Source organism: Mesoflavibacter sp. CH_XMU1422-2 (genome assembly GCF_037029245.1).
Taxonomy (GTDB): Bacteria; Bacteroidota; Bacteroidia; order Flavobacteriales; family Flavobacteriaceae; genus Mesoflavibacter; species Mesoflavibacter zeaxanthinifaciens.
The window spans coordinates 1-6,239 of record NZ_JAYMEE010000016.1; the positions used below are offsets into that span (position 1 = coordinate 1).

7 protein-coding genes are annotated in these 6,239 nt (G+C 34.1%); 1 reads left to right on the forward strand and 6 read right to left on the reverse strand.

Translation table 11 applies throughout. From position 1 onward, the window contains the following. Positions 1-92: 92 nt before the first annotated feature. From WA340_RS03685 to WA340_RS03710, 6 genes are all read right to left on the reverse strand, one after another. A complete protein-coding gene (locus WA340_RS03685) occupies positions 93-833 on the reverse strand; it encodes a hypothetical protein (RefSeq protein ID WP_336127314.1) in 741 nt (246 codons plus the stop codon). Positions 834-1,008: 175 nt separating this feature from the next. Beyond that, positions 1,009-1,548 (reverse strand): hypothetical protein, encoded by a 540-nt coding sequence (locus WA340_RS03690; protein ID WP_336127316.1) that lies wholly within the window; start codon positions 1,546-1,548, stop codon positions 1,009-1,011. Then, on the reverse strand, positions 1,538-1,915 hold the full coding sequence (locus tag WA340_RS03695; protein WP_336127317.1) for a hypothetical protein: 378 nt from the start codon (positions 1,913-1,915) through the stop codon (positions 1,538-1,540). The genes WA340_RS03690 and WA340_RS03695 overlap by 11 nt, the downstream gene beginning before the upstream one ends. Positions 1,916-2,042: 127 nt before the next feature. Continuing rightward, positions 2,043-2,390 (reverse strand): hypothetical protein, encoded by a 348-nt coding sequence (locus WA340_RS03700; RefSeq protein ID WP_336127319.1) that lies wholly within the window; start codon positions 2,388-2,390, stop codon positions 2,043-2,045. A 527-nt stretch (positions 2,391-2,917) separates the two neighbouring features. Beyond that, positions 2,918-4,279 (reverse strand): type ISP restriction/modification enzyme, encoded by a 1,362-nt coding sequence (locus WA340_RS03705; protein WP_336127321.1) that lies wholly within the window; start codon positions 4,277-4,279, stop codon positions 2,918-2,920. A 3-nt stretch (positions 4,280-4,282) separates the two neighbouring features. Then, complete coding sequence (locus WA340_RS03710; RefSeq protein ID WP_336127323.1) at positions 4,283-6,034, reverse strand: N-6 DNA methylase; 1,752 nt, start codon at positions 6,032-6,034, stop codon at positions 4,283-4,285. Between WA340_RS03710 and WA340_RS03715 the strand changes: the two genes are divergently transcribed. Beyond that, positions 6,028-6,239: hypothetical protein (locus WA340_RS03715; RefSeq protein WP_336127326.1), on the forward strand; the 212-nt coding region annotated here is incomplete at its 3' end. The two genes, WA340_RS03710 and WA340_RS03715, sit on opposite strands and share 7 nt — an antisense overlap.

Here is a 6,239-nt window from a genome sequence, read left to right on the forward strand (position 1 = left end):
GTGCCTTACAATGGTGAACATAGAAGTACTCTAGCAATAAATAATTAATATTTTACTTGTTTATTGCCTCAGTTCTTTGTTGTAGTGCGTTTTTATATTTTCATATTTTCTTCAAAAAATTCAATAATTTTATTTTCATTTATTAGCCTTTTCGTGTAATCGAAAATTGAGTCTGACGTCAATTCGGGACTTTTAATTTGCAATGACTTTAATGTTTTATCTTTTTGTGGTGCAATAAGAATTGTTTTGCCATAATTCAAGTCAAAAATTCTTGTATTTATTATTGCATAAGCATTATTTTCAGGTGTTTGAAATGCCAGATAGTCAATTCTATTATTTTTAGTTTTAATAAAACCTTGTCCCAAATAATCGGGGTGATTTCTTGATAAGATAAAATTACCCGCTAAATTATAATTGACATTATCAATTGTGTCAGTTGATATTATTATCTGAAAAAAAATTTCATCTTTTCTTTCTTTAAGTCTGCTTTTGTTTAACTCATTTTTTCTTACAAAAAAACTATTCATCACAAGGGTTTTACTTTTCATTGGGTATTTATCTCCTACAGTCCCTACACCTGTAAAACTTCCCTTACCCAATAAATCATATTTGGGAACTGGAAAAGTCCCTATAACAAATGGACCAAGGTCGCCAAGGTCTTCATCATTTTTGTCATTTTCAAACATTTCAATATCCCAAGTTGTTGAGTCTTGCACATTGCTTAAATACTCCAACCTTTTTGATTCAGACCAGTTATTTTGATTGCTGGTTTTTTTCACTGAACAACTTATAATTGAGATAATAAGTATGAGAATTAATACTATTCTTTTCATATAGTTTTTGAATTCAGCTAGTTTTTCTTAAATGCACTACAACGTTGAGTGTATGCGTAGTGGCGGACTTCGGAGTTATTCTCTATCAAACCGAGATTGAGTTGATGCGAGCCACAAACCTTGATATTTACTACTTTCCCCGCCATTACGTATGACACATTGTTGTGTGCAGTAATTATTTCCATTTTTCTTTTAATTCCTTCCATTCTGCCCAAAAATGTTTAAATCCATTTTTGTCAAATTCTTCATCAGGCAAAATCTTGTTATCAGGACTGCCATAGAATTTCTCAACTTTATCCGTGAAATCAATAACTAAGTTTTTGTAATCATCAAATATCATTTGTCCTTTTGAACCCTTTACGGATTCAAAAATCACATTACCATTAGAATGTTTTATTTTCCAATCAATTCCGTTGGGACAGCCTGTAATTACAACATAATTTTCTCCATCTTCATCAGGAATCATGAAATTACCGCAACAAGGAACTAATTGATTTGAAAATTGGTCAAGTCCGCAATCTTGCTCCAATGACCTTAATAAATATAATCCTGTTGCTGATAAAGTCCACGAACCCGAATCTTTATTGCATAATTCTTCTGACCCAATTCGAATATAGATTTTACCATGCGAACAAAGGTCTTCCTTATCATCTTCGCCATTGTCTTTAATCCAATGTTGACGTAGTATTTTTATTTCAAAGTCCTTATTTTTCATTATTTAAGGCTTGTGGAGCACTTGCATTCCCGCTCAAATTTCCACCAAATTTTATCAAATCAAAAAGTCGAGTCACTGCCCAACTTATCTCATCCTGATTGCAATAATATTCTATTATCTTTCCGTAGTCTTTGTAATAAGAAATATTGAATCCGTCCTCAATATCGTTGTACCAAATTACCTTCTTTCCACAAATTGCAACAACCCAAAATCCATCTCCTAAATCTCCATACTGAGTTTCAGTCCATTTTTCTGGGTCAATTTTAATTAATTGCCAAAAATTCCAAAGTTCACCATTCAAATCAGATTCAGTTTTAAGAATCTCGTCGTATAGTTCACTTAATTCTATTGGTTTCCATTCTTGCATTGCAGTTTGTTTTTATTGCCAACTCATTTATAACATGAACAAGATACAACTTTTTATACTCCTCTCGCCCAACTCATAAAAACAAAATACCAACTTTTACCAAAGAGTTGTGTAATGGCTACCGCTGTTACCCAACGTTTTTTATTCCAATTTTGTTTTCAATCCAATCGTGAAAGTATATTAAAACTCCAATTATTAAATGAAAACAAATTAATATTTGTCCTAATAATGCTGACGAACCTTTAGAATACATTCCAAAAAGCCCAGATATTATGTGATAACCAGCTAATAAAAACAACCCAACATTAGATTTACTGCTTAAAATCCAAAAGATTAAAATAAGCTGAAATATCAGTCGCCCAATTTGAGATGGAAGTCTTTCAGTACCAACTTTGTTATAAACTAAAACCATTAAAATCAGTTCAACAATTAAAGTCAGATATATTGCAGAAATCAAAACAGGTCTTTCCTTCATAGCTTTGATCAATCAGAATAAGGTATTAATCCAAAAAAATGTAACCCTAAAAGTATTATCGATAGAACAACTCCACCAATACTACTAATAAAAATTGTTATTGATATTGAGTCCGGTGAATTTTTAAATTTAGCGTGACTTACTTTAATATCATAAATTGAATAGATAAAAAGTATAATGCAAAATATTATTAATAATGTTGAACTTTTCATTGTTTTCAAATGTTGGGTAATGTTTGGTATAACCGTCAGTTACCGGATTCAAAGTTACATATTTTCAATCAAGCACCGTTATAGCAAATAAACTCCTAAAACAAGCTTTTGCAATAGCAAAATCAGCAAGACCTTCTGATGAAAATGATGTCTTCAAAGTATACTAAAACAGACCTATTTTTTAACTCAGATCTTTGTTGTGCTTTTGTGCTTTATTTTCCGTTCTGTTTGTAGCGTTGGCAAAACATACTCATTTACAGTTTTGGTGTTGCGTTGGCTGGCGCGACTGTAAATGTGTATGGCTTATGCGTTGGCTTATTCAATCTCAATTTTATCAATCTCTTTCATCAACCTATCTGTTTCGGAAAGTGCTACAATGATTTTTTGATAGTGCAGTATATCGTCAAATTCCAATTTGCGTTCTTTTCGGTCTTTGAGCCATTTTTGGGCTGGTTGATATCCACCAATGTAAAACTCCCAAGCTACTTGAGGAACATTATCAAAATACTGCGTTTCGTTGATAAACACTTTGCCGTCTTTGTATTTTGGTTTGCCAACTATATTATCTCCGTCCATTGGGTATTGCGTGATGTATTGCTCAACGGTTGGACTTTCCAATAAATGAATTTGTCGTATTTCTCCGCCTAATTTTACCAATTGCCGAAATGTATCTTGGTCTTTTGGGTAAGGCACTCTTGGGAAATCAATTTTTAGAAACTCTTTGTATTTCTCACGATACGTTGGTGAATGTAACACCGCATAGATGTAATCTAAAATATCAATTGGGGCAAAGGTGTTTTCGGTTGGTACTTTCTCGTTGGTGAAAGTTAAACCTAATTGCTCAGCAATTTGATTTACAATTTCTGCTTTTAGATTTGGTTTTCTTTCATTTGATTGTTCAATGGTTTGTTGTCCGTTGGTTTCGGGGTAAACATAGAGAGGAAAAACTTGATTTTGCTCTTTAGTTCTATTAGAAATCAGACAAGCATCAGCAATTTTTGAACTTATATAAATATGGTTAAAATCTTCCTTAGCTAACTGCCGAGGAAGCAATAACCCAATATTATTTTTTGCAATAAATTGTTTTGAAATGGAATGTCTTGAACGATAAGAAGCTGGTATTTTTAATTTTTCATATGGATTTTTAGTTCTTGTCTCTAAATAAAGAAATTTTCTATTGTCGAAAGGCCTATATTGATATTCTTGAATATCACTTTTATTGACAATTTCTTCCGTTTGGTTTGAAATGTTCTCTATTAATTCCTTAGTTGAAAAATTTGACAGCAAACTATCTTTTCCAGTCTGAACACCAATAACACCTTCATTAAAAAAATGTGGAATACTTAAGTAATCATAATATTTGAGTTTATCCGTATCGCTCTTAGGTACAAAGAAAAAATATGGCTTACTAGGTTTCAGTTCTTCAAAAGTCAATGATTTTAGCTGGTTCTTAAAAAGGAATTCATACTTGTAATTTCTTTTACCAAATAAATCACAGTGATATATTTTTCCTAGTTCATTTGTTTTCTTTTGCCCTGTTTTGATAAAAATATTAATGGAAACACCTTGCATTATATCAAATACATTTTGGTCTATACTGCCATCTGGTGCAGTTTCTTCTTTTTTGATATTACCGTGTAAATCTATGGTGTAGATTTTATCATAGGTGTTCAGCAAGTGTCAACGCATTCCCCTGAATGTTGGATTGTCTAAGAATCCGTGAGGATTGATAAACGCCAAAACACCACTACCGTTTTTCTCAATAAAATGCTGTCCGTAACGTAGGAACTTTACGTAGTCATCATTCAGCCAATGTTTACGTTCATTGAAGTGAACACCGTCAACATATTTGTAATCTTCAATCAATTTGCTAATCCATTCACCATTGTTGGAAGAAATTCCACTGTATGGCGGATTTCCAATCACACACATTACAGGCGTATCACGTTTTATGTGGTTTGCTTCATTGGCTTCACTACTCAACCAATTGGCAAATAAAGTTCCTGTGTCTTGGTGGTGTTCTTCTAAACTGTTGGTCAAATAAACTCTAAAGCGTTGGTTGGATGTTGGTTTAAATCCTGTTTCGGTCAAAAGCAAATCCAATTTCAAATGTGCCATTGCATAACTCGCCATTAGCAACTCAAAACCATTTAACCTTGGCAATAAATGGGTTTCTACATAATTGCTCCAAATGCCTTGTTGTCCTTGGAATTTTTTGTGAATGTGCTTGACCACTTCTGCCAAAAAAGTTCCTGTTCCTGTGGCTGGGTCAAGAATTTGTACTTTGTGTACTTCTTGTTCCATTTGTTTGTAGCCTGTTGCAGAACGTTTGTCTGCGGTTTGGGTGTTTACTTTTATGGTTGTTTTGCTAGTGTCAGCAAGTCCTTGCGGTAAATCAAATTCCGTTTTCAAAATGTCGTCCACTGCCCGAACAATGAAATTTACAACGGGTTGCGGTGTGTACCAAACGCCACGAGATTTACGCAATTTCGGGTCGTATTCGCTTAGGAAAGTTTCGTAAAAGTGGATAATCGGGTCTTCCATTTTGGTTGATTTCCCGTAGTTCTTTAAGATTTCTTCTACGTTACACGCCAAAAAGATTTCCGAAAGATTTTCAACAACCCATTTAATTCGGTCGTCAATGTCTGGCCCTGCAATGTAGCCAAAGAGTTTTCGTAAAAACGGATTTGATTTTGGAATCAATTCAGCCGCTTCTTGTCTGCTGAAATTGTCCAAAGTAGGGTCGTGCAAACGAGCTGCAAACATTCCGTAAGCAATGGTTTGAGCGTAAACGTCTGCAAAACCTTGTGGTGTAATGTCGTGAATCAAAATTTGCTTGAAAGCCAACATTTGTTCTTTTAGCGTAGAATTTTCTTGATTTTCTTCATCACTGGTCAATGACTTTTCAATAATATCAGAAAGAAGGCGGGCTTTGCCCGCCATCATTTCTGCTAATTTTTTTGAGCTTTTAATTGTTTGTCCAACGTGAACGCAAAAATCTTTGATTAGATTTTCAAAGTTGCCAAAGTTTTCAGGTAAAGGTTTTATTCCCTTGTCTGTTATTTCAGCAATGGAAATTTTGGTGATAAATTCGCCTTCTCGGTACAGATGAAAGTTAATGTAGTCCGTGAAAATCAAATTGTTTAGAGAAGCCTTGTAGCGGTCAAACTGCTCTTTGTTTCCTGTTTTTTTCGTTCCGTCAAGGTCTTTGTCGCCAATGTCTTTAGCTTCAATAAATCCAACAGGAATATCTTTTTTAGTCAAAATGTAGTCAGGTGCTCCGCAACTTTGTCTTTTCGGTTCGTTGGTCGCTCTGATTGTCGGCACTAAACTTTCCAACAATTGTTGTAAATCTCCACGGAAAGTATGTTCGGTTGCATTTCCGAGTCTGTACCTTTTGTCTAGGTTGTCAATATATTGTTCTAATGTCATTTATTCATTCAATTTCTGTCAGAGCGTTGGCAAAGAACAGCTCTTTTGGTTTTTCAGCGTTGGCTTTCGTGTCAGCAAAAACCAAATGTGCTGTTTGTGCGGTGGGCTCTTTTTTTAGCTTGCTTACAACGTTAGCGTATAAATTTCAGTTGCGGAAAATCGGTACGATTTTCCGATTGAGACTGAAAGATAGAAAATTGCAATG

What these genes read in the sequence shown, in the direction of transcription:
- WA340_RS03710 (WP_336127323.1), bottom strand. Translation starts at nt 6,034, where the DNA reads ATGACATTAGAACAATATATTGACAACCTAGACAAAAGGTACAGACTC.
- WA340_RS03695 (WP_336127317.1), bottom strand. Translation starts at nt 1,915, where the DNA reads ATGCAAGAATGGAAACCAATAGAATTAAGTGAACTATACGACGAGATT.
- WA340_RS03685 (WP_336127314.1), bottom strand. Translation starts at nt 833, where the DNA reads ATGAAAAGAATAGTATTAATTCTCATACTTATTATCTCAATTATAAGT.
- WA340_RS03700 (WP_336127319.1), bottom strand. Translation starts at nt 2,390, where the DNA reads ATGAAGGAAAGACCTGTTTTGATTTCTGCAATATATCTGACTTTAATT.
- WA340_RS03690 (WP_336127316.1), bottom strand. Translation starts at nt 1,548, where the DNA reads ATGAAAAATAAGGACTTTGAAATAAAAATACTACGTCAACATTGGATT.